17 protein-coding genes are annotated in these 21,308 nt (G+C 73.0%); 10 read left to right on the plus strand and 7 right to left on the minus strand.

All coding sequences use genetic code 11. The features are described from left to right. Window positions 1-200: 200 nt before the first annotated feature. On the minus strand, window positions 201-1,043 hold the full coding sequence (locus tag ABZ386_RS22025) for a siderophore-interacting protein (protein WP_356617470.1): 843 nt from the start codon (window positions 1,041-1,043) through the stop codon (window positions 201-203). Window positions 1,044-1,146: 103 nt separating this feature from the next. Further along, window positions 1,147-2,076, minus strand: coding sequence for a 5'-3' exonuclease (locus ABZ386_RS22030; protein ID WP_356617504.1), 930 nt, complete (start codon window positions 2,074-2,076; stop codon window positions 1,147-1,149). A 197-nt stretch (window positions 2,077-2,273) separates the two neighbouring features. Between ABZ386_RS22030 and ABZ386_RS22035 the strand changes: the two genes are divergently transcribed. The 4 genes from ABZ386_RS22035 (at window position 2,274) to ABZ386_RS22050 (ending at window position 7,594) form a co-directional block, all read left to right on the plus strand. Continuing rightward, window positions 2,274-3,365 (plus strand): glycine betaine/L-proline ABC transporter ATP-binding protein, encoded by a 1,092-nt coding sequence (locus ABZ386_RS22035; RefSeq protein WP_351342689.1) that lies wholly within the window; start codon window positions 2,274-2,276, stop codon window positions 3,363-3,365. After that, on the plus strand, window positions 3,358-5,976 hold the full coding sequence (locus tag ABZ386_RS22040; RefSeq protein ID WP_358965608.1) for an ABC transporter permease/substrate binding protein: 2,619 nt from the start codon (window positions 3,358-3,360) through the stop codon (window positions 5,974-5,976). The genes ABZ386_RS22035 and ABZ386_RS22040 overlap by 8 nt, the downstream gene beginning before the upstream one ends. A gap of 332 nt (window positions 5,977-6,308) precedes the next feature. Continuing rightward, the gene (locus ABZ386_RS22045) at window positions 6,309-6,878 is read left to right on the plus strand and encodes an XRE family transcriptional regulator (protein WP_356525038.1); all 570 of its coding nucleotides are present in this window, start codon (window positions 6,309-6,311) and stop codon (window positions 6,876-6,878) included. After that, on the plus strand, window positions 6,875-7,594 hold the full coding sequence (locus ABZ386_RS22050; RefSeq protein ID WP_358965610.1) for a helical backbone metal receptor: 720 nt from the start codon (window positions 6,875-6,877) through the stop codon (window positions 7,592-7,594). The genes ABZ386_RS22045 and ABZ386_RS22050 overlap by 4 nt, the downstream gene beginning before the upstream one ends. Here ABZ386_RS22050 and ABZ386_RS22055 read toward each other — a convergent pair. After that, window positions 7,506-8,657, minus strand: coding sequence for a TDT family transporter (locus tag ABZ386_RS22055; protein ID WP_355713232.1), 1,152 nt, complete (start codon window positions 8,655-8,657; stop codon window positions 7,506-7,508). The two genes, ABZ386_RS22050 and ABZ386_RS22055, sit on opposite strands and share 89 nt — an antisense overlap. Window positions 8,658-8,728: 71 nt before the next feature. Between ABZ386_RS22055 and ABZ386_RS22060 the strand changes: the two genes are divergently transcribed. Continuing rightward, entirely contained in the window at window positions 8,729-9,661 is a 933-nt protein-coding gene (locus ABZ386_RS22060) for a LysR family transcriptional regulator (RefSeq protein WP_355713235.1), read from the plus strand. A 72-nt stretch (window positions 9,662-9,733) separates the two neighbouring features. On the opposite strand, the gene ABZ386_RS22065 is transcribed toward ABZ386_RS22060, so the two are convergent. From ABZ386_RS22065 to ABZ386_RS22075, 3 genes are all read right to left on the minus strand, one after another. Continuing rightward, a complete protein-coding gene (locus ABZ386_RS22065) occupies window positions 9,734-10,423 on the minus strand; it encodes a gamma-glutamyl-gamma-aminobutyrate hydrolase family protein (protein WP_358965612.1) in 690 nt (229 codons plus the stop codon). A gap of 23 nt (window positions 10,424-10,446) precedes the next feature. After that, entirely contained in the window at window positions 10,447-11,889 is a 1,443-nt protein-coding gene (gene eat, locus ABZ386_RS22070) for an ethanolamine permease (RefSeq protein WP_351342676.1), read from the minus strand. 165 nt (window positions 11,890-12,054) lie between these two features. Next, entirely contained in the window at window positions 12,055-12,789 is a 735-nt protein-coding gene (locus tag ABZ386_RS22075; RefSeq protein ID WP_351342674.1) for an FCD domain-containing protein, read from the minus strand. An 86-nt stretch (window positions 12,790-12,875) separates the two neighbouring features. Between ABZ386_RS22075 and ABZ386_RS22080 the strand changes: the two genes are divergently transcribed. The 4 genes from ABZ386_RS22080 to ABZ386_RS22095 are packed head-to-tail and all read left to right on the plus strand — an operon-like array spanning window position 12,876 to window position 17,366. Then, window positions 12,876-14,246 carry a glutamine synthetase family protein gene (locus ABZ386_RS22080; RefSeq protein ID WP_356502234.1) on the plus strand — a complete coding sequence of 457 codons (1,371 nt, stop codon included), beginning with the start codon at window positions 12,876-12,878 and terminating at the stop codon, window positions 14,244-14,246. Between the two features lie 8 nt (window positions 14,247-14,254). After that, window positions 14,255-15,628, plus strand: a complete 1,374-nt coding sequence (locus tag ABZ386_RS22085; protein ID WP_351342670.1) for an aldehyde dehydrogenase family protein — start codon at window positions 14,255-14,257, stop codon at window positions 15,626-15,628. Continuing rightward, the gene (locus ABZ386_RS22090) at window positions 15,625-16,410 is read left to right on the plus strand and encodes a 3-oxoacyl-ACP reductase (RefSeq protein WP_351342668.1); all 786 of its coding nucleotides are present in this window, start codon (window positions 15,625-15,627) and stop codon (window positions 16,408-16,410) included. Before ABZ386_RS22085 ends, ABZ386_RS22090 begins: the two co-directional genes overlap by 4 nt. A gap of 47 nt (window positions 16,411-16,457) precedes the next feature. After that, complete coding sequence (locus tag ABZ386_RS22095; protein ID WP_351343006.1) at window positions 16,458-17,366, plus strand: DUF2510 domain-containing protein; 909 nt, start codon at window positions 16,458-16,460, stop codon at window positions 17,364-17,366. Between the two features lie 18 nt (window positions 17,367-17,384). Here the strand turns inward: ABZ386_RS22095 and ABZ386_RS22100 are convergent, their stop codons facing one another. Further along, entirely contained in the window at window positions 17,385-18,587 is a 1,203-nt protein-coding gene (locus ABZ386_RS22100) for an amino acid deaminase/aldolase (RefSeq protein WP_351342666.1), read from the minus strand. A 762-nt stretch (window positions 18,588-19,349) separates the two neighbouring features. Between ABZ386_RS22100 and ABZ386_RS22105 the strand changes: the two genes are divergently transcribed. After that, window positions 19,350-21,299, plus strand: coding sequence for a hypothetical protein (locus ABZ386_RS22105; protein WP_358965613.1), 1,950 nt, complete (start codon window positions 19,350-19,352; stop codon window positions 21,297-21,299). The last annotated feature ends 9 nt before the right edge of the window (window positions 21,300-21,308 follow it).

Genomic DNA, 21,308 nt, shown 5'->3' on the forward strand with positions numbered 1-21,308 from the left:
CCCCGGGCTGTCTCGCCGGGCTGCCCCCCCGGCTGTCTCGCCGGGCTGCCCCCCCGGCCTGTCTCGCCGCGCTCCCCCCCGGCCTGTCTCGCCGGGCTTCCCCCTGCCCTCGGGCTGCCTCCCGGCTGGCTGGACGTGGGCACGGGCCACGCGCGCCTTGGGCTGCCCCTGCCCCCGGGCTGTGCCTCCCGGCCGCTGCCTCAGGCGGCCGGTGTGCTCTCCTGCTCCGCCTCGATGCGCGCGTTCCACTCCCGCTTCGAGGCCTGCCAGCCGTCCTCGTCGTGGCCGCGCCGCCAGTAGCCGGAGATCGACAGGTCCGCGCGCGGGACGTGGCGCTCGACCCGGAGCAGATGGCGCAGCTGCTTCACGAAGTGCGCCTCGCCGTGCACGAAGGCGTGTACCCGGCCCTCGGGGAACTCCAGATTCCGCACGGCCTCGACCAGCGCCTCACCCAGGGGCCGGTCACCGCGGTGCAGCCAGACGACCTCCACGTCCGAGTCGATCTTCTGCTCCTCCTCGGGGCCGGAGACCTCCACGAAGGCGTACGCCCGGGCCCCGCGCGGCAGGGCCTCCAGGGCGCAGGCGATCGCGGGCAGGGCGCTCTCGTCACCGACGAGCAGATGCCAGTCCGCTTCCGGGTCGGGCGCGTACGCTCCGCCGGGGCCCATGAACCGCACGGTCTCGCCCGGCTGGACGCGCGCGGCCCAGGGACCGGCCAGGCCCTCGTCGCCGTGGATGACGAAGTCCAGGGTCAGCTCGCGGTGTTCGGCGTCCCACTGGCGCACCGTGTACGTCCGGGTCACCGGCCACTGTGCGCGGGGCAGCTCCTCGCGGATCCGCTGCAGGTCGAAGGGCTCCGGGTAGGTCACGTCCCCGGGCGCGAACAGCAGCTTCACATAGTGGTCCGTGCAGGTGTCCGCGGCGAAGTCGGCGAGGCCCTCGCCACCGAGCACCACGCGCTGCATGTGCGGGGTCAGGCGCTCGGTGCGGACGACCTGAGCGGAGTGCGCCTTGCGCGGCTGGCGTCCCGGTCGCTCTGCCATGAGGACCTCCCTGTATCGCATAGTTAGGGTTACCTAAGTTAGCACCTCGCCCCCGGTTCCCACCTCTCGTATGCGAAGGACACGTCGCTCTCTTACCGGCGCATCACACCGCCAGCGTCGCCAGCAGACGCTCCAGTGACCCGCCCAGACCCCAGCGGGCCGCCAGCGCCTCCAGGGCCGCCGGGTCACGAGGTGCCTTCGGGAGCGCCGTGGCGACGTCCGGCAGCGGTACGTCGTCCGCGACCCGGACCACCTTCGGCGCGACCGCGAGGTACGGGCGCGCCTCGTCCAGCCGCCTGCGCTGCGTGGGCGTCAGCTTCGACCGCCGGTCCTCGACCGCCGCCAGGATCCCGGCCAGGTCCCCGAACTCGGCCAGCAGCTTGGCGGCCGTCTTCTCGCCGATGCCCGGCACGCCCGGCAGGCCGTCGCTGGGGTCGCCGCGCAGCAGGGCCAGATCCGCGTACCCGCTCCCGTCGACCCCATACTTCTCACGCAGCACCGCCTCATCGGTGTGCTGCAGCGTGCCCACGCCCTTCAGCGGGTACAGCACGCGCACCCCGCGCGCGTCGTCCACCAGCTGGTAGAGGTCGCGGTCGCCCGTGACGATGTCGACCGGGCCCTTCGCGCGCGCCGTGAACGTGCCGATGACGTCGTCCGCCTCGTAGCCCGCGACGCCCACGCGGGCGATGCCCAGCGCGTCCAGCACCGCCTCGATGACCGGCACCTGCGGCGACAGCGTGTCGGGCACCTCCTCCTCGTCCGGCCCGGCGGCGTGCTCCTCGGCGACGCGGTGCGCCTTGTACGAGGGGATCAGCTCCACGCGCCAGTGCGGACGCCAGTCGGCGTCCATGCACGCCACGAGCTCGTCGGGCCGGTGGTCCTTGACCAGGCGGTCGATGAAGTCGAGCAGGCCGCGCACGGCGTTCACCGGTGTGCCGTCCGGCGCCCTGACCGAGTCGGGGACGCCGAAGTAGGCGCGGAAGTACAGGGAGGCGGTGTCGAGGAGCATCAGTCGTCCGGTCACGCCACGCATCATGCCGTACGGCACTGACAGCCGGCCGTGCCGCGCAACGCGTTGCGGTGTGCGCGTTCTGTGTGAAGCGCCCCACGTCCGGGTTTGGTTTTCGGCCACGGGGTAGGCGCCGCCCCGGAGCGAGGTCGGTTGCGCATTTCAACTGTTTTGCGCCCCGGCCTCGCCGCGTTTTCGTCGTCGTGGAAACAGAGGTGCACGTGTCAGCAACCCTTGAGGCAGAGAGCCTGTACAAAGTGTTCGGCAGGAGACCGGACCAGGCGGTCGAGCGGCTCAGGAACGGAGCCGGCCGGGAGGAACTGCGCGCCGAGGGCACGACCGCCGCCGTGATCGACGCCTCCTTCACCGTGGAGCCCGGCCAGATCTTCGTCGTCATGGGCCTGTCCGGCTCCGGCAAGTCCACGCTGTTGCGCATGCTGAACGGTCTTCTCGAACCGACCGCCGGACATGTCCGCTTCGACGGCCAGGACCTGACCACCCTGACCGACCGCGAGCTGCGCCAGGTCCGCTCCCGGAAGATCAGCATGGTGTTCCAGCACTTCGCGCTCTTCCCGCACCGCAGCGTGCGCGAGAACGCCGCCTACGGTCTGGAAGTGCAGGGCGTGCCCCGCGCCGAGCGCGCACGCCGCGCCGACGAGGCGCTCGCCCTGTGCGGCCTGGCCGGCTGGGAGAAGTCCTGGCCCGACGAGCTGTCCGGCGGCATGCAGCAGCGCGTCGGACTCGCCCGCGCGCTCGCCACCGACGCCGACCTGCTGCTGATGGACGAGTCCTTCAGCGCCCTGGACCCGCTGATCCGCCGAGACATGCAGGACCAGCTGCTGGAGCTCCAGCAGAAGCTGAAGAAGACGATCGTCTTCATCACCCACGACCTGAACGAGGCTATGCGCCTGGGCGACCGCATCGCCGTCATGCGCGACGGCCGCATCGTCCAGAACGGCACCGCGCAGGACATCCTGCTGCGCCCGGAGAGCGACTACGTCGCCTCCTTCACCCAGGACGTCGACCGCTCCCGCGTCCTGACCGCGGGCGAGCTGATGGACACCTCGGTCACCGCCGACGACCCCGGCTGCCACTGCGAGACCGCCACCCCGGACACCCCGTTCACCGAGCTGTGCGCGATCAGCGCCCGGCTCTCCCACCCGGTCTCGGTCGTCGACCAGGACAACAAGCAACTCGGCATCGTCCCCCGGCAGCGCCTGATCGGCTTCCTCGGCGACGAGCGGGACGCCGTCCCGCGGCCCTGCGACTCCCCGCGCGACAAGGGCGGAGAGAAGGTGATCGCCCGTGCCTAGGATTCAGCTCGGCAGCTGGGTCAACGACGCGGTCGACTGGCTCACCACCCACATGGCGTGGCTGTTCGACTTCTGCAAGACCGTCTTCCTCGGCCTCTACGACGGCATCAACGCCGTCCTCCAGGCCCCCGAACCGCTGCTCCTCGCGGGCATCTTCGCCGTGATCGCCTTCTGGCTGCGCGGCACCCTCGCCGGTGTCCTCGCCTTCGCCGGGTTCGCGTTCATCGACTCCCTCGACCTGTGGGAGAACGCGATGATCACCCTGGCGCTCGTCCTCGTGGCGACCGTCATCGCCCTGGTGATCGCCCTGCCCGTGGGCATCTGGGCGGCCCGCTCCGACCGCGTCAGCTCACTGGTCCGGCCCGTCCTGGACTTCATGCAGACGCTGCCCGCGATGATCTACCTCATCCCGGCGATCCTGTTCTTCGGCACCGGCGCCCCCGCGGGCATCGTCGCCACCCTGATCTTCGCGCTCGCCCCGGGCGTGCGGATGACCGAGCTGGGCATCCGGCAGGTCGACAAGGAACTGGTCGAGGCCGCCGACGCGTTCGGCACCACGCCCCGCAACACCCTGCTGCGCGTCCAGCTCCCCCTCGCCCTGCCCACCGTCATGGCCGGCGTCAACCAGGTCATCATGCTCGGCCTGTCCATGGCAGCGATCGCCGGCATGGTCGGCACCGGCGGCCTCGGCGGCGACGTCAACGAGGCCATCGGCCAGCTCAACGTGGGCCTCGGCTCCGAGGCCGGCGTGGCCATCGTGATCCTCGCGATCTACCTCGACCGCATGACCAGCGCGCTCGGCACCCAGGTCTCCCCGCTCGGCCGCCGCGCCGCCGCCAAGCTGCGCGCCGCCCAGGGGCTGAAGATCTGGTCGTACCGGCCCCGCCCCGTCGTCGCCGTGATCGGCGTCGTCGTCCTGGCGCTCGCCGCGGGCGGCATGGGCGTCCTCGGCGGGAGCGGCACCGGCGCCACCGCCGCGGCCGGCGGCAAGGACGTCGGCCAGGGCAAGAAGATCAGCATCGGCTACATCCCCTGGGACGAGGGCGTCGCCTCCACCTTCCTCTGGAAGGAGGTCCTGGAGCAGCGCGGCTACCGGGTCGAGGCCAAACAGTTCGACGCGGGCCCGCTGTACACCTCACTCGCCCAGGGAGACGTCGACTTCCAGACCGACGCCTGGCTGCCCACGACCCACGCCCAGTACTGGAAGAAGTACGGCAAGCAGCTCGACGACCTCGGAGCCTGGTACGACAAGACGTCCCTGGAGCTGAGCGTGCCCTCCTACATGAAGGGCATCGACTCCCTGGCCGACCTCAAGGGCAAGGCCTCCGAGTTCGGCGGCAAGATCACCGGCATCGAGTCCAGTGCCGGCGAGATGGCCCTGCTGAAGAGCAAGGTCCTCAAGGAGTACGGCCTGGACAAGGAGTACAAGGTCGTCGACAGCTCCACGCCCGCCATGCTGGCCGAGCTGAAGCGCGCCTACGCACAGAAGAAGCCGATCGTCGTCACGCTCTGGTCGCCGCACTGGGCGTACAACGACTACGACCTCAAGAAGCTCAAGGACCCCAAGGGCGCCTGGGGCGAGGGCGACGGCGTGCACAGCCTGTCCCGCAAGGGCTTCGCGCAGGACGACCCCACGGTCGCCCAGTGGCTGAGGAACTTCAAGATGAGCGAGAAGGAGCTCACCAGCCTCGAAGCGGAGATCAACAAGGCGGGCAAGGGCAAGCAGCAGGAGGCCGTGCGCGCCTGGCTGAAGCAGCACCCCGGCTTCGCCGACAAGATGGCACCGGTGAAGAACGCCGGGGGCAGCACGCCCGCCGAGGCCAAGCGGCCCCTGGACGTGGCGTGGTTCCCCTGGGACGAGGACATCGCCGTCACCTACCTGTGGAAGAACGTCCTGGAGCGGCGCGGCTACCGGCTGAACCTCAAGCAGATGGACGTCGGCCCCGTCTACACGGGCCTGGCCTCGGGCGACCTCGACCTGAACTTCGACGCCTGGCTGCCCTACGCCCAGAAGAACTACTGGGACAAGAACAAGGACCGCCTCAAGGACCTCGGCACCTGGTACGAACCGACCTCCCTGGAGATCGCCGTACCGTCCTACGTGAAGGGCGTCGACTCCCTGGCGGACCTCAAGGGCAAGGCCGGCACCTTCAAGGGGAAGATCATCGGCATCGAGCCGGGCACCGGCGAGATGGACCTGGCGAAGAACAAGGTCCTGCCCGCCTACGGCCTCGACAAGGAGTACGAGGTCGTCGACGGCTCCACGCCCGCGATGCTGGCCGAGCTGAAGCGCGCCTACGCCAAGAAGGAGCCGATCGCCGTCACCCTCTGGTCGCCGCACTGGGCGTACAGCGACTACCGGCTGACCAAGCTGAAGGACCCCAAGAAGGCCTTCGGCGAGGGCAACACGATCCGCACCATCTCCAACGAGAAGTTCCCCGAGCAGTACCCGCAGCTCACGAAGTGGATCAAGAACTTCAGGATGAGCGAGGACGAGCTCGGCTCCCTGGAGAGCGAGATCAAGGACCGCGGCCAGGGCCATGAGGAGGAGGCCGTCGCCGCGTGGCTCAAGGAGCATCCGGACATGGTGAACCGGATGACTCCGCAGTAGGGTTCCGGGGTGGGACGCGCGACACGCCGCGTCCCGCCCCGCACCCCGTTCCCACGAGCGGGATCCGGACAACCACAGAGCGCTACGCCACCCCCCGAACCCCCGCTCCCTCCCTGTTCCTTCCACGGGGGGAATTCCCGCCCGTCCCGCTGGGCGGCGGATCCCCTGGCGCGAACTGTGAGGTCCCGCGTCACCTCGTATGACGTCGATGTGACGGGCGCATGAAACGGTTTGCCGAACATGCGTAGGGTGCAGACAACTCAACAGAAGGAGTGCGTCGGGACACCGGCGCGCAGGGAGCGGATCGACGGGCGAAGGAGGGAGCCGGAGCGATGGGCGACCACAAAGAGCAGCCCCTGCGGGTGGGCGCGGCCGTGCGCCGGCGGCGCCGCGCGCTGGACCTCACGCTCGCCGTCGTGGCCGAGCGCAGCGGCCTGTCGGTCCCGTTCCTGAGCCAGGTCGAGAACGACCGGGCGCGGCCCAGCCGCAGCTCCCTGGAGAAGGTCGCCGACGCCCTGCGCACCACCGCCGTGGAACTCCTCGCCGCCGCCGACCCGGCGTGCAGCGTGGACGTCGTCCGCGCCGACGACAGCGAGCCGCTGCCCCGGCCCCGGGCCCGCTCCCTGGTGCGCGGCCACCACCAGATGCACGCCTCCGAGTTCACCGGCGACCATGACGCGGGCCGTGAATTCCAGTACCGCAACGACCAGTTGATGTACGTCGCCGACGGCGCGGTGGAGATCGAGGCGGAGGGCCGCGCCTACCGCCTCGGCCGGGGCGACACGCTGTACCTCACCGGCGGTGTGCGGCACCGCTGGCGGGCGGCGGAGTCCGACACCCGGGTGATCGTGGTCGCCGTGGCGGAGCACATCGAGGCGGTCCGGGACCGGCCACGCCGGTGAGGGTCGTCTCCCTCGTCCCCTCGTTGACGGAGGCCGTGGCCCGCTCGGCGCCCGGCACGCTGGTCGGCGTCACCGACTGGTGCACGCACCCGCCGGGTCTGGACGCCGTACGCGTCGGCGGCACGAAGAACCCGGACACCGGCCGGATCCTCTCCCTCGCCCCCGACCTGGTGATCGCGAACGAGGAGGAGAACCGCGAACCCGACCTGGCGGCCCTGCGCGCGGCGGGCGTCGAGGTCCTGGTCACGGAGGTCCGCGAGGTGCCCCAGGCCTTCCGGGAACTGGCCCGGGTCCTGGACGCCTGCGGGGTGGCGGCCCGCCCGCGCTGGCTGGACGAGGCCGAGGACACCTGGTCGTCCCTGCCCCGGCCGGCCGCCCGGCTGACGGCGGTCGTGCCGGTCTGGCGCCGCCCGTGGATGGTCCTGGGCCGCGACACCTTCGCGGGCGACGTCCTGGCCCGCCTCGGTGTCGACCACGTGTACGCCCGGCACCCCGAGCGCTATCCCCGCGTGCCGCTGGAGGAACTCCGGGCCGGCGCCCCCGATGTGGTGGTCCTCCCGGACGAGCCGTACCGCTTCACCGCCGAGGACGGCCCCGAGGCGTTCCCCGGGCTGCCCTGCGCACTCGTCAGCGGACGGCACCTGACGTGGTACGGGCCGTCGCTGGCCGAGGCACCACGGGTACTGGGCCGGGCCCTGCGAGCAGCTCGCCCCTGACCAGCCCGCGCAGGGTGCCCCCGGCGGCGGCGCCCCACGCCACGACGAGCACGGCGTACAGGGCCACCGCGGGGCCGGTGTAGGCCACCAGCCCGGTGTGCCGGCCGAGCGCCTCGGCGCCCGTGACGCAGGTGCCGACCGGGAAGGTGAACGACCACCAGGTCATGGCGAACCGCATCCCGTGCCGCCGGGCGCGCCACACATGGGCGGTGGCCAGGCAGAACCACAGCAGCGCGAACCCCATGACGGGCACGCCGTAGAGCACGGCCAGGGCGCCGAAGCCCTGGCTGTACGGCTCCGGTACGACCCCGGGGGCGACGTCCGCGAAGGCGCCGACGGCGGTGGTGGACTGGCCGAGCGGCCCCAGCACCAGGAACAGCGTCGGGGTGAGGGCGAGCGGCAACGGCCCGCCGGTGAGCAGCCGGGCGAAGACCAGGGGCAGCATGAGCAGGGTCGCGAGCAGACTCAGCCCGAACAGCGCGAAGCAGACCAGGAGCAGTGTCTCGCGGGGCTGACCGGGAGGCAGCTGTGGCACCAGGGACGGTCCGACGGCGGCCGACACCATGGGCGCGACCAGCGGCAGCAGCCACACGGGTGTCGCCTGCCCCGGCTCGACCCGGTGGCGTACGGCCATCAGATACGGAACGGCCACGGCGGCGGCCAGTCCGAGAACCGTACCGGCGACGAACAGCACGGCACCGAGCACGACCCCGGCCCGCGCGCCGGTCACGTCCCGGCCGACGGTGAGGGCGCCGCCGCCCACGGCGAGCAGGGCCATGGCGAGACAGCCGTAGAAGGGTGCCGTCGCCGGATCGAGGAGGTGGGCGCGGGCCTGGTCGCGGTGGCGGGCCCAGTGCGCGCAACGGGCGCCGAGCACGGTCAGGAGCAGGGCGAAGGACAGCCCCCAGACACCGGCGAGCACGCCGCGCAGCCCCGGGACGTGCGGCGGGAGGGCGGCTCCTGCGGTGGCGACGACCGCGGTGCCCATGACGGGGGCGTACCAGTTGGGTCCGAGACGGCGGACGGAGACGGGGTACGCGAGGGGCCGGGCTGCGGTGACCATGACTCCTACGGTGGGGCCGGGGAAGGCGCACCACCAGGGAGTTTGCCTCTATGGCGACATAAGCTGGGTTTATGAGCAACACGGATGAGCAGGGCGGCGGCCCGGCGGTCGCCGGGTCCCTGGCGCACCGGGTCCCCGACCTCGGTGCCCTGCAGCTGCTGCTGGCGGTGGCGCGGCTCGGCAGTCTCGGCGGGGCGGCGCGGGAGCTGGGCATCACCCAGCCCGCGGCCAGCAGCCGGATCCGGTCGATGGAGCGGCAGCTCGGCGTGGCGCTGGTCGACCGTTCGCCGCGGGGGTCACGGCTCACGGACGCCGGCGCGCTGGTGACGGACTGGGCGCGGCGGATCGTCGAGGCGGCGGAGGCGTTCGACGTGGGGGCGCAGGCGCTGCGCGACCGGCGGGACTCCCGGCTGCGGGTCGCGGCGAGCATGACCATCGCGGAATACCTGCTGCCGGGCTGGCTGCTCGCGCTGCGGGCGCAGCGGCCCGACACGGCGGTGTCCCTGCACGCGGGCAACTCCACGGTGGTGGCGGAACGGCTGCTGTCGGACGAGGCGGATCTGGGCTTCGTGGAGGGGCTGACGGTGCCGACCGGGCTGGACTCGGTGGTCATCGCCCATGACCGGCTGATAGTGGTGACGGCGCCGGGGCACGCATGGGGGCGCCGACGGCGGCCGGTGGCGGCGGAGGAACTGGCCTCGACACCGCTGATCCTGCGGGAGAAGGGGTCCGGGACGCGCCAGGTGCTGGACGCGGCGCTGGGGGGTCTGGCCCGGCCGCTCATCGAGCTGTCCTCGACGACGGCGGTGAAGGCGGCGGCGGTGAGCGGGGCGGGGCCGGCGGTGCTGAGCGAACTGGCGGTGGGGGAGGAGCTGGCGATGCGGCGGTTGGTGCGGGTGCCGGTGGACGGGGTGGCCCTGGCCCGTGATCTGAGGGCGGTGTGGCCTACGGGCCATCGGCCTACCGGTCCGGCCAGGGATCTACTGGCGTTGACGCGGGGGTGAGTTTCTCGCCCCCGCCCAAACGCCGGACGGGCTGGGTGGCGCCGGGGTCCAGGGGGCGGAGCCCCCTGGTGTTCAGCCGGCTGCCGCCGCCTCCACCAGTGCGCGCATCACCCGTACGTCCTCGCCCATCTCCGGATGCCACTGCACGCCCAGCACCCAGCCCTGGCCGGACGGCAGTTCCAGGGCCTCCACCGTGCCGTCCGCCGCGTACGCCGACGGGAGCAGGCCCTCGCCGAGTCGGTCGACGGCCTGGTGGTGGTACGTCGGCACCGACGTCTCCTCCGGCACGATCGCGGCGTACCGCGTGCCCGGCACCGGCTTGACGGGGTGCCCGCCGAACACGCCCACGACCTCCGCGTGCCCGTCGAGGTGCTGCACGAGCGTGCCGCCCAGCGCGACGTTCAGCAGCTGCATGCCCCGGCAGATCCCCAGCAGCGGCACACCCGCCGCCAGCGCCGCGTCGATCAGCGCCAGCTCCCACGCGTCCCGCTCCGGCGCCGGGGGCCCCGTCCGGGGCTCGCGCTCGGCGCCGTAGCGGACCGGATCCACATCGGGCCCGCCCGCGATGACCAGTGCGTCCAGCCGGGCCACGGTCTCGACGGCCCGCTCCGGTGCGTCCGGCGGCAGCATCGCGGCCAGGCCGCCCGCCCGCTGCACCAGCCGGGGATAGCCGACCGGCAGCAGGGCGGCCTCCAGCTCCCACACGCCCCAGCGGGCACCGGCCTCCAGATACGTGCTGACCCCGATCAACGGCCTGGCCACAGCGACTCCCTCCCGGTCGACGTTCAGTCCCGTGCCAACTCTGCCTCGGCCGCCGCCAGTGCCGCGAACTCCTCCTCCGGCGCCTTCGCCACCAGCCGCTTGCGGCTGTACAGACCGAAGTACCCGACGGCCACCACGTACACCGCGAGCGCGATGAGCGCCGCCGTCACGTCCACCAGGAACGTCGCCACCAGCGCCGCACAGGCCAGCACCAGGGCGACCGAGGAGGTCAGCACCCCGCCCGGCGTCCGGTACGGCCGCGGCAGCTCCGGCTCGCGGCGGCGCAGCACGATGTGGGACAGCGACATCAGCGCGTAGGAGATGGTCGCGCCGAAGACGGCGATGTTGAGCATGCGCGCGCCGTCGCCCGACACCGCCGCCAGCAGGAAGCCGATCGTGCCGGGCACCAGCAGGCCCAGGTACGGCGCCTTGCGGCGGCTGGTGAGGGACAGGAAGCGGGGCAGGTAACCCGCGCGGGACAGGGCGAACAGCTGGCGCGAGCCCGCGTAGATCAGGGAGAAGAACGACGCCACCAGGCCGGCCAGGCCCGCGTAGTTCACGATCCGGCTCAGGGTCGTGGCCTCGCCGTCCGGCTGGAGCGCCTCGACCAGCGGGTTGCCCGCCTCCTGGATCGCGGCCGAGCCGCGCGCCCCCGCCGCCGCGACGAACGTCACCACCGCCAGCACCACCAGGATGCCCATCGACCAGCGGATCGCCTTGGGCAGCGTACGGGCCGGGTCCCGCGTCTCCTCGGCGGCCAGCGGCACGCCCTCGACGCCCAGGAAGAACCACATGCCGAAGGGGAACGCCGCCCAGATGCCGAGCAGCCCGAACGGCAGCCAGGAGTTCGACCCGGCGGCCGAGGCGTCGACCGGGATGTCGTCCAGCGCGGCGAAGGAGAAGTCCGGCAGCGCGGCCAGCGCGAACACGACCAGGGCGGCCACCGCGATGCCGGTGACGACGAAACTGAACCGCAGCGCCTCGCCCACGCCCCACAGATGGATGCCGAGGAAGATCGCGAAGCAGACCAGGTACATCGGCCAGCCGGACTCCAGGCCGAACAGGCCCAGCGACTCGACGTAGTCGCCGATGAAGATGACGATCGCGGCGGGCGCGAGGACGTACTCGATGAGGATCGCCGTACCGGTCAGGAAGCCGCCCCAGGGGCCGAGCGCCCGGCGGGCGAAGCCGTAGCCGCCGCCCGCGGTCGGCAGGATCGAGGACAGCTCGGCGAGGGCGAAGACCATGCACGCGTACATCGCGCCCATGAGGACCATGGCGATGGCCAGGCCTCCGAAGCCGCCCTCGGCCAGGCCGAAGTTCCAGCCCGAGTAGTCACCGGAGACGACGTAGGCGACGCCGAGGCCGGTCAGCAGCACCCAGCCGGCGCTGCCGCGGCGGAGCGCTCTGCGCTCCAGGTAGTCGTCGCCCTCCGGGGCGGGTGTACTGGTCGGTTCCTGGGACATGGGCATTCTCCCCACGGGCGGCGACGGTCACGGGGTCGAGCGGGGCACGACTCAATGGAATGGAGCCATACCTTTGCGGTGCCGACCGGGGGAAGGCAAGACCCGTGCGTTAATCGCCAGTAAATCCTCGGCCCGCCGGGACCCGTCCCGGCTCACCGTCCCGGTTCAGCCGAGGAAGCCCCGCAGCAGTGCCGCCGTGCCCCCGCAGTGCTCGCGCATGATCTCCCGCGCCTGGTCGGCGTCGCCCTCGATCACGGCCTCCACCAGGGCGGTGTGCTGCTGCTGGGAGTGCTCCAGGTTGCGCACGAGCAGCGGGATGCAGTCGAGCAGGTCGTTGACGGTCGCGCGGACGGCCGCGTACTGGGCCGTGAGGGTGGGGGAGCCGGACAGCTCGGCGAGCGTCAGGTGCAGCAGCGTGTCCAGGCGGCGGTACTCGGTGAGCGGCGCGTCGTGCGTGCGCGCCAACGCCTCGCGGAGCCGGTCCGCCCGCTCCCCGTCCAGTCCGTGCGCCGCGCACAGCCCGGCCGCGCCGACCTCCAGTACCTCCCGGAAGCGCAGCACGTCCTCTATGTCGGTCTCGGCGACCCGCCGCCGCAGTTCGTCCTCGCCGCCGGCGTCCGTGCGCGGCAGCACGAACGTCCCGCCGTAGCGGCCGCGCCGCGACTCGACGAGCCCCTGGTCCTGGAGCACCTTCAGCACCTCGCGCAGCGTCACCCGGCTGATGCCCAGCCGCTCCGCCAGCTCCCGCTCCGCCGGCAGCCGCTCGCCCCCCGCCACCAGGCCCAGCCGCAGGATCTGGAGGATCTGCTCCAGGGCCTCCTCGAAGCCGTTGCCCGCGCGTACCGGCCGCAGCACCGGCGCCAGCCGGTCCCGCACCTCGCCGCCCGCTCTCTCCGGCATGTGGCCGTACCCCCTTCCCAAGCAATGGTTCTCCGCAATACCTTATGGCTCCCGGCTCGCCGAAAGTAGCCGAAGGAGGCTCTCCCGTGGCAGACCGCACACCCCCGCTGAGCGTCGAGGAGCTGCACGCCCTCGTCGCCGGCGGTGAGATCGACACTGTCGTCCTGGCCTTCCCCGACATGCAAGGGCGGCTCCAGGGCAAGCGGTTCGCCGCACGCTTCTTCCTCGACGAAGTGCTCCGGCACGGCACCGAGGGCTGCAACTACCTGCTCGCCGTCGACACCGAGATGAACACCGTCGACGGCTACGCCATGTCCTCCTGGGACCGCGGCTACGGCGACTTCGCCATGCACCCGGACCTGACCACCCTGCGCCGCGTCCCCTGGAACGAGGGCACGGCCATGCTCCACGCCGACCTCGCCTGGAACGACGGCTCCCCGGTCGTCGCCGCCCCGCGCCAGATCCTGCGCCGCCAGCTGGAGCGCCTGGCCGAACTCGGCTACACCGCCCAGGTCGGCACGGAGCTGGAGTTCATCGTCTTCAAGGACACCTACGAACAGGCCTGGGACGCGGGCTACAGAGGCCTGACCCCGGCCAACCAGTACAACATCGACTACTCGGTCCTCGGCACCGGCCGCATCGAGCCCCTGCTGCGCCGCATCCGCAACGAGATGGCGGCGGCCGGCCTCACCGTCGAGTCCGCCAAGGGCGAGTGCAACCCCGGCCAGCACGAGATCGCCTTCCGCTACGACGAGGCCCTGGTCACCTGCGACCAGCACAGCGTCTACAAGACCGGCGCCAAGGAGATCGCCGCCCAGGAGGGCATGTCGATCACCTTCATGGCCAAGTACAACGAGCGCGAGGGCAACTCCTGCCACATCCACCTCTCACTCGCCGACGCGGACGGCAACAACGCCATGGCCGGATCCTCCGACGACCACGGCGGCATGTCCGACGTCATGCGGCACTTCCTCGCCGGCCAGCTCGCCGCCCTGCGCGAGTTCTCCCTGCTCTACGCCCCCAACATCAACTCCTACAAGCGGTTCCAGCCCGGCTCCTTCGCCCCGACCGCCGTCGCCTGGGGCCACGACAACCGCACCTGCGCGCTGCGCGTGGTCGGCCACGGCCGCTCGATGCGCTTCGAGAACCGCCTGCCCGGCGGCGACGTCAACCCCTACCTCGCCGTCGCCGGACTGGTCGCGGCCGGACTGCACGGCATCGAGCAGAAGCTGGAACTGCCCGAGCCCTGCCCCGGAAACGCCTACACCGCCGACTTCGACCACGTCCCGACCACCCTGCGCGAGGCCGCCGAACTCTGGGAGCACAGCGCCATCGCCAAGGCGGCCTTCGGGGACGAGGTCGTCGCGCACTACCGCAACATGGCGCGCGTCGAACTGGACGCCTTCGACGCCGCGGTGACCGACTGGGAGCTGCGCCGCTCCTTCGAACGTCTGTGAGGCCCCCGTTGTCTTCCGAGCACCTTCTGGACGTACTGAACCCCGCCACCGAGGAGGTCGTCGCCGCCGTCGCCGGCGCGAGCCCGGCCGACGTCGACGCGGCCGTCACCCACGCCGCCAGGGCACAGCGGATCTGGGCCGCTCTTGCCCCCGCGGACCGCGCCCGGCTGCTGCGCCGCTTCGCCGCCACCGTCGACCAGCACCTGGAGGAACTGGCCCGCCTGGAGGTCCGCGAGGCCGGCCACCTGATCGGCAACGCCCGCTGGGAGGCCGGCAACGTCCGCGACCTGCTGGACTACGCGGCCGGGGGAGTGGAGCGGCTCACCGGCCGGCAGATCCCCGTGCCCGGCGGCCTGGACGTGACCATCCTCGAACCGCTCGGCGTGGTCGGCGTGATCGCCCCCTGGAACTTCCCGATGCCGATCGCCGCCTGGGGCACCGCCCCGGCCCTCGCGGCGGGCAACGCGGTCATCCTCAAGCCCGCCGAGACCACCCCGCTCACCGCCCTGCGCCTCGCGGAACTCGCTCTGGAGGCCGGTCTCCCCGAGCACCTCTTCCAGGTCCTGCCCGGACGCGGCGACATCACCGGCGACGCGCTCGTCCGGCACCCCGGAGTAGCCAAGATCGTCTTCACCGGCTCCACCCGCACCGGCACGCGCGTCGCCGCGCTCGGCGCCGAGCAGGTCAAGCCGGTCACCCTCGAACTCGGCGGCAAGAGCCCCAACATCGTCTTCGCCGACGCCGACCTCAAGACCGCCGTCGACCCCTTCTCCTTCCTCGACAACTCCGGCCAGGACTGCTGCGCCCGCACCCGCGTCCTCGTCCAGGAGTCCGTCTACGACGAGGTCCGCGACCTGCTCGCCGACGCCCTGTCCGCCGTGGTGGTGGGCGACCCGGCCGACGAGAAGACCCAGATGGGCCCGCTGATCTCCCGGCAGCAACTGGACCGCGTCCGGAGCTTCGTGCCCGACGACGCCCCGGCCCTGCGCGGCAGCGCCCCCGAGGGACCCGGCTTCTGGTTCCCGCCGACCGTCCTCACCGAGGAGAGCCCCGACTCGCCCGCGGCCTGCGAGGAGATCTTCGGCCCGGTCGCCGTCCTCCTGCCCTTCACCGACGAGGAGGACGCGATCCGCCTCGCCAACGACACCCCCTACGGCCTCTCCGGCTCCATCTGGACCCGGGACGTCGGCCGCGCCCTGCGCGTCTCCCGGGCCGTCCGCGCCGGCAACCTGTCCGTCAACTCCCACGCCAGCGTCCGCTACTGGACCCCGTTCGGCGGCTACAAGCAGTCCGGCGTCGGCCGCGAACTCGGCCCCGACGCCCTGGCCGCCTTCACCGAAACCAAGAACGTCTTCATCAGCACGGAGGGCCCCGCACAGTGACCGCTCAGGAAAGCATCTGCCGCCGCCTGGTCGGCCGTACCGCCGTCGTCACCGGAGCCGGCAGCGGCATCGGACTCGCCGCCGCCCGCCGCCTCGCCTCCGAGGGGGCCCACGTCGTCTGCGGCGACGTCGACGAGACCCGCGGCAAGGCCGCAGCAGAAGAGACCGGCGGCACCTTCGTGAAGGTCGACGTCACCGACCCCGAGGAGGTCGAGGCCCTCTTCAGGACCGCCTACGACACCTACGGCAGCGTCGACATCGCCTTCAACAACGCCGGCATCTCCCCGCCCGACGACGACTCCATCCTGGAGACCGGCCTGGAGGCCTGGAAGCGCGTCCAGGAGGTCAACCTCACCTCCGTCTACCTGTGCTGCAAGGCCGCCATCCCCTACATGCGGCGCCAGGGCAAGGGCTCGATCATCAACACGGCCTCCTTCGTGGCCAGGATGGGCGCGGCCACCTCGCAGATCTCCTACACCGCCTCCAAGGGCGGCGTCCTCGCCATGTCCCGGGAACTGGGCGTGCAGTTCGCCCGCGAGGGCATCCGCGTCAACGCCCTGTGCCCCGGGCCGGTCAACACCCCGCTGCTGCAGGAGCTGTTCGCCAAGGACCCCGAGCGGGCCGCGCGCCGCCTGGTGCACATCCCGCTGGGCCGCTTCGCCGAGGCCGAGGAGATCGCCGCCGCCGTCGCCTTCCTCGCCAGCGACGACTCCTCCTTCGTCAACGCCACCGACTTCCTGGTGGACGGCGGCATCGCGGGGGCGTACGTCACACCCCTGTAAGGCGTACCCGTGCGGCCGGTGACTCGCCCTACAGTGCCGGGATGAGCATGACGCCGCAGCCCGGCTGGTACCCCGACCCCCACGCACCGCACCTTCAGCGCTGGTGGGACGGCACGGCCTGGACCGAGCACCGCCGCGCGCCCGAGGCCCCCGGCGGCCCGGTGCCCCCGCCCCCGGGCGGCGGCACCGGGCGGGCGAAGGCCGTCGCGGTCACCGCCGCGGGAGCCGTCCTCGTCGCGGCGATCGTCACCGCGGCCGTCGCCTTCGACGGCGACGGCGGCACGGACGCGAGGTCCGCCCCGACGGCCCCCGCGTCCACGTCCCCGACCGGCCCGCCGGAACCGGCCCCCGGGGCGTCCGCCTCCGAGACATCCGCCGACGCCGGCCCGGCCGTCGTCGAGGACCAGCTCAACGGCGTCACCTTCCCCCTGCTCGACGGCTGGGTCCGCCCGCAGCACATCGCCCAGGACGACGTCGTGATGACGACGGACGGCACCTACGACTGCCCCGGCGGCGTCGGCCTCTGCCGCCACGGCCTCGTCCTCTCCCGCACCGTGACCGAGAACGACGAGAAGTCCCCCGAGGCCCTCGCCGAGGCGGACATCAAGGACGCGGCGGACGAGGCCTACGACCGCGACAGACTCGGCCGCGAACTCCACGGGGGCATCGAGTCGCACCAGGTCGTCAAGTCCGGGCCGGTCGCGGTGGCCGGCCGCGCCGGGTACCTCGTGCGCTGGCGCGTGCACACCGCCAAGGGCCCGGGCGGCTACGTCCAGTCGCTCGTCTTCCCCTCCAGCGTCGGCACCGAGTCACCGGTCCTCGTCCGCTACGTCTTCGACGCCGGCGAGGACGGGCCGCCGCTCGCCGACATGGACCGCATCACCAAGGGCATCCGGCCGTTCGGCGACGCGGACACGGGCGGCGGCGTGGGCAGCAGCATCGGCCCGTCGGACTGAACGGCACCGACCGCGGGGCTACAGGAACGTGTGGCCCTCGCCCCGGTACGTCGGCACGGTCGCCGTCACCGCCTCCCCCTCGACCAGGTGCAGCGCTTCGAACCGCTCGCACAGCTCACCGGCCTTGGCGTGCCGGAACCACACCTTGTCACCGATCAGCAGGTCGTCGGCGGGCGAGCCGAGCAGCGGCGTCTGCACCTCACCGGCCCCCTCCTGCGGGTCGTAGCGCAGCCCCTCGGGCAGATACGGCACGGGCGACCGGTCGGGCCCGGCCGCACCGGAGGCGGGATACCCGCCGCCGAGGACCGTCACGACGCCGACACCCGGCCGCCGCACGACGGGCTGCGCGAAAAGGGCCGCCGGACGGCCGCGGAACGACGTGTAGTTGTCGAACAGCCGCGGCACATACAGCCCCGACCCGGCGGCGATCTCGGTCACCGCGTCCTCGGCCGCCGTGTGCTGCACCGAGCCGGTGCCCCCGCCGTTGACGAACTCCAGCCCCGGCACGACGGCCCGCACCGCGCGCACCACCTCGGCGCGCCGCTCGGCGAGTTCACGCTTGGCGGCCGCCTGCATCAGCCGTACGGCACGGGACCGCAGCGGCCGCCCCGCCACCGCGTCCCCGACACCCGCGATGTGACCCTCGTAGGCCATGATCCCCACGACCTCGAAGCCCGGCCGCCGGGCCACCGCCCGGGCCACGTCGGCGACCTCGGCGGGGGAGTGCAGCGGCGAACGCCGGGCCCCGACCCGCACCCGCCCGCCGAGCAGCCTCAAGGACGTGTCCAACTCCAGGCACACGCGGACGACTTCACGCCCGCCGCCCCGCGAGGCGTCGATGAGATCGAGCTGGGCGACGTCGTCGACCATCACGGTGACGGCGGCGGCGAGCTTGGGATCACCGGCGAGTTCCGCGTACGCGGCACGGTCGGCGGACGGGTAGGCGAGCAGCACGTCCTCGAACCCCGACCGGGCCAGCCACAGCGACTCGGCCAGGGTGAACGACATGATCCCCGCGAAACCGTCCCGGGCCAGGACGCGTTCCAGCAGCGCCCGGCACCGCACGGATTTGCTGGCGACGCGGATCGGCTTGCCCCCGGCGCGGCGGACCAGGTCGGCGGCGTTGGCGTCGAAAGCCTCCAGGTCCACGATCGCGAGAGGGGCGTCGAGATGGGCGGTGGCCCGGTCGTAACGGGCCCGGTCGGCGGCGCGCGCAGTCATGAACGCAGCCTGCCAGACCGGATTACCGCAGGGTAGGGGGACGTTCCGGGCAGATGCCCCGGGCTCGTGGACTGGTTCCCGTTCGCCCAGGGACAAGCCGTAGAGTGACGCGCACGTACGGCGGAACGACGCCGGCCGGAAAGCCGTGCCGGGATGACGCTCCGTTCGTACGGGTATGTGTGCCCGGGACGAATCGGTGCCGGGCCTCGGGCAGGACAGCACCGGCCCGCGCGAGAACGAGCGGCCCGGGTACGAGGAAACGGGGGGTGCATGAGCACGGAAGCGCAACGCGCCTCCTTCCCCCCGCGCCCCTCGACACCTCCCCGCCCTTCCGCCCCACCCCGCCCGCCCCACCCACCCGAGGCGACCAACGCGGACGGGCGCACCGCCGCCCCTTCCGCCCCGGTGCCGGACGGACGCGGGACTTCGAACGCGGACGGCTCGGACGCCGGGTTCCGTGCGGAGTCCGGTTCGGACACTGGATCCCGTGCGGAGTCCCGTTCGGATGTCGGGTTCCGTGTGGAGTCCGGTTCGGGCGCTGGATCCCGTGCGGAGTCCCGTTCGGATGTCGGGTTCCGTGTGGAGTCCGGTTCGGGCGCTGGATCCCGTGCGGGTTCCGGTTCGGGCGTCGGGTCCCGTGCGGGTTCCGGTTCGGGCGTCGGGCCCCGTGCGGGTTCCGGCTCGGATGCGAGTGCCCGTGTGGGTTCGGCGGCCGGTGCGCCGCGGCCGTCCTCGGACCGTGACACGGCCTCGTCCCTGTCCGTGTCCGCGGCCGAGGGCCGGGAGGCGTCCGGTGGACGCTTCGGCCCGAGCGGCGCGTCGACCGGGGCCGGCCCGGACCAGGGGCAGGCGACTCGGAGCGGTGCGGCGCCCTCCGGGCAGGCCGGTGGCCCTTCCGGCCGCCCTCGCTTCCCGAGCTTCGGCACCACCGCCCCACAGCGCAGCGACTCCACGACCCTGCCCCCGCCCCCCGCCTCCGCCCGTTTCCCGGACACGCCGCCCAGCGTCATCCGCGACCGCTCGGACTCCCAGTCGGGGACGTCGTCGGGCTCGTCCGGCCGCGTGCGCGGCTCCGGGGCGTCGGACGAAGGCTCGGCGGGGACGAACCGGCCGTACCGTCTCACCGCGCCCGGCCGGGCGGACACCCAGGCCGGGGGCTCGTCCGAGACGGTCGGGCGGCCCTTCCGCCTGTCCACGCCACGCCGTACCGGCGCCCCGGACGAGAACGCGTCCGAGACGACCGCTCGCCTGCGCCCAATCCCCGCGGAACCGTCACCCGCCGAGACCGCTGAATCCTTCGGCCGCCCCGACATCCCTGGTGCGCCGGGGACGTCGGCCATGTCGTCGGCAAGCCGACCCGGGGCCGTACGGCCAGGCGCACCGCCGCGCCCCACGCGCGAGCCGCAGACCGGTGCTGCCGCCGGCTCCGGTCCCGACGCTGCCGCTTCGACCGCCGGGCGCGGGATACGCCTGCCGTCGACTCCCGGCCGGCAGCCCCACATCGCCCCGCCGTCTCCGCACGAGCGGCAGTCCCACGGTGCCCAGTCGTCTGCGCGCGACCGGCAGCCCCACCTCGCCCCGCCGTCCCCTGCCGACCGGCAGTCCCACACCGCCCCGCCGCCTCCGCACGAGCGGCAGTCCCACAACGCCCCGCCGTCCCCCGCCGACCGGCAGCCCCACCTCGCCCCGCCGTCCCCCGCCGACCGGCAGCCCCACCTCGCCCCGCCGTCCCCCGCCGACCGGCAGTCCCACACCGCCCCGCCGTCGCCCCCGCACGTCTCGCCGAACCCCCCTTCCCCCCGCCCCGCCCCGGAGACCACCCCCGTCGCACCCGACCCGGCACTCTCCTGGAGCGCCCCGCTGGCCCCCGGCGGTACGCCCGGTGCCACGCGGCCCGTCGTCTCGTTCGGGGAGCCCGAGGGGTACGACGGCGACGCCCGGCCCCGTCCGCTCGGGCGGCGCGGCAGGTCGCAGGCCGTCGCGGCCGCCGTCTGCCTGGTGCTCGGGCTCGGACTCATCTCCGGCGCGGTCACCGGCAGCTGGCTGGTCGGGGACTCCGGCGGCGAGGGCTCGCGCAGCACCTTCACCGCGGCCGGCGGCCTCTGGCACAGCGTCCCGGTCGACCAGCTGTTCCCGCCCACCGTGCAGGGCCAGGGCGCCGGCCCCGGCGGCGCCGACCGCACCTGGACCCGGATCGCCGTCGCCCCGGACAGCGGCTGCAAGGACGCCTTCGACCCCCTGCTCCGCAAGGCCCTCGCCCCCGTCGGCTGCGAACGCCTCCTGCGCGCCACCTACACCGACGCCACCGAGAGCTACGTGACCACCGTCGGCCTGCTCTTCACCACGGCCGACGCCCCCGGCATGGCCTCCCTCGCGAACCGTTTCCGCAAGGAGCGCCTGGACCGCCGCAGCGACCTCATGCCCCTGCCCTACGCCGCGCAGGGCACCCCCGCCGCGCAGTTCGGGGCCAGGCAGCGCGCCGCCTGGACGGTCTCCGTGCTCACCGAGGCCCCGGTCGTCGTCTACGCCGTCTCCGGCTGGGCCGACGGCCGTACGGTCGACGACCCCCAGCCCGCCGGGGACGCCATGGAGTCGGGCGCCACTACCGCCCCCGCCCAGGCCGGCCTCGGCTACGAGGCGAAGGGCCTCGCCGACCGCGTCGAACGCGGCCTCCGCAAGAACGTCCGCTCGGCCACGGAGCAGCCGTCGTGAAACACGGAG

It is taken from the genome of Streptomyces sp. NPDC006140 (genome assembly GCF_040628815.1).
Lineage (GTDB): Bacteria > Actinomycetota > Actinomycetes > Streptomycetales > Streptomycetaceae > Streptomyces.

Bases quoted from the DNA above. Each gene is read 5' to 3' on its own strand.
- ABZ386_RS22025 (WP_356617470.1), bottom strand. From the start codon at position 1,043: ATGGCAGAGCGACCGGGACGCCAGCCGCGCAAGGCGCACTCCGCTCAG.
- ABZ386_RS22030 (WP_356617504.1), bottom strand. From the start codon at position 2,076: ATGCGTGGCGTGACCGGACGACTGATGCTCCTCGACACCGCCTCCCTG.
- ABZ386_RS22045 (WP_356525038.1), top strand. From the start codon at position 6,309: ATGGGCGACCACAAAGAGCAGCCCCTGCGGGTGGGCGCGGCCGTGCGC.
- ABZ386_RS22055 (WP_355713232.1), bottom strand. From the start codon at position 8,657: ATGGTCACCGCAGCCCGGCCCCTCGCGTACCCCGTCTCCGTCCGCCGT.
- ABZ386_RS22060 (WP_355713235.1), top strand. From the start codon at position 8,729: ATGAGCAACACGGATGAGCAGGGCGGCGGCCCGGCGGTCGCCGGGTCC.
- eat (WP_351342676.1), bottom strand. From the start codon at position 11,889: ATGTCCCAGGAACCGACCAGTACACCCGCCCCGGAGGGCGACGACTAC.
- ABZ386_RS22075 (WP_351342674.1), bottom strand. From the start codon at position 12,789: ATGCCGGAGAGAGCGGGCGGCGAGGTGCGGGACCGGCTGGCGCCGGTG.
- ABZ386_RS22095 (WP_351343006.1), top strand. From the start codon at position 16,458: ATGACGCCGCAGCCCGGCTGGTACCCCGACCCCCACGCACCGCACCTT.
- ABZ386_RS22100 (WP_351342666.1), bottom strand. From the start codon at position 18,587: ATGACTGCGCGCGCCGCCGACCGGGCCCGTTACGACCGGGCCACCGCC.